Annotated in this window: 1 pseudogene; it reads right to left on the minus strand. The window is 41.6% G+C overall.

From position 1 onward, the window contains the following. Window positions 1-1,631 (minus strand): annotated as a pseudogene (locus CD155_RS13310) (lectin-like domain-containing protein); the annotation flags it as partial.

Here is a 1,631-nt window from a genome sequence, read left to right on the forward strand (position 1 = left end):
CGCTCACACTTTGCGATCTACTTTGTGACGAGCTTGCACTAATTGAATCACTTTCACTCGTTGATTCTGATGTGCTTGCCGATGTCGATGTACTTACTGAGTTTGAAGTGCTCATACTTGTTGAGTTATTTTGTGATGTACTTGTTGACATCGATGTACTGACTGAGTCCGACTCGCTCGTACTTTGGAATTCAGAATTGCTTACACTTATGCTATTTGACTCACTCTCACTTGTTGAATTTGACGTACTAGCTGATGTCGATGTACTAATTGAATCCGATTCACTCGTACTTTGTGATGTGCTTGCACTACTTGAGCCACTCTCACTTGTTGAATCTGAAGTACTAGCTGATATAGATGTGCTTTCTGAGTCTGAAATGCTTGTGCTTTGTGAATTACTTAATGATGTACTTACACTACTTGAGTCACTTTCACTTATTGATACCGATTCGCTTGTTGAAGTTGAGGTACTGACTGAGTCCGACTCGCTCGTACTCTGGAATTCAGAATTGCTTACACTTGTACTATTTGACCCTTCCTCGCTTGTGGACTCTGATGTACTATCGAATGTCGATGTGCTTTCTGAGTCTGATGCGTTTACTGAAGTCGATGCACTAATTGAATCCGATTCGCTCATACTTTGTGAATTACTTAGTGATGTGCTTGTACTTGTTGAGTCACTCTCGCTTGTTGAATCTGACGTACTAGCTGATCTCGATGTGCGTACACTATTTGATTCACTCTCACTTGTTGACATAGACGCTCTATCGGATGTTGATGCGCTTTCTGAGTCTGAAATACTTGTACTTTGTGATTCGCTTAGCGATGTACTTGTACTGCTTGACTCACTTTCACTCATTGAATCTGATGTACTTACTGATGTCGATGCACTAATTGAATCCGATTCGCTCGTACTTTGTGAATTACTTAGTGACGTGCTTACACTGCTTGAGTCACTTTCACTTATTGATACCGATTCGTTTGTTGAAGTTGAGGTACTGACTGAATCTGATTCGCTCGTGCTTTGTGAATCACTTAGTGATGCGCTTGCGCTACTTGAGCCACTCTCACTTGTTGAATTTGACGTACTAGCTGATGTCGATGTGCTTTCTGAGTCTGAAATGCTTGTGCTTTGAGAATCACTTAGTGATGTACTTGCACTTCTTGAGTCACTCTCACTTGTTGATGCTGATTCGCTTGATGATGTACTTTCTGAATCCGATTCACTCATACTTTGCGATCCACTTTGTGACGTGCTTACACTGCTTGACTCACTTGCACTTGTTGATTCTGATGTGCTTGCCGATGTCGATGTGCTTTCTGAGTCTGAAAGGCTTGCGCTTTGTGAATTACTTAATGATGTGCTTACACTGCTTGAGTCACTTTCACTTATTGATATCGATTCGCTTGATGACGTTGATATACTTTCTGAGCCTGAATTGCTCGTACTTTGCGATTCACTTAGGGACGTGCTTGCGCTATTCGAGACACTTTCACTTGTTGATACTGATTCGCTTGTTGATGTACTAACTGAATCCGATTCGCTCACACTTTGCGATCTACTTTGTGACGAGCTTGCACTAATTGAATCACTTTCACTCGTTGATTCTGATGTGCTTGCCGATGTCGAT

It is taken from the genome of Staphylococcus caprae (genome assembly GCF_002902725.1).
Lineage (GTDB): Bacteria > Bacillota > Bacilli > Staphylococcales > Staphylococcaceae > Staphylococcus > Staphylococcus caprae.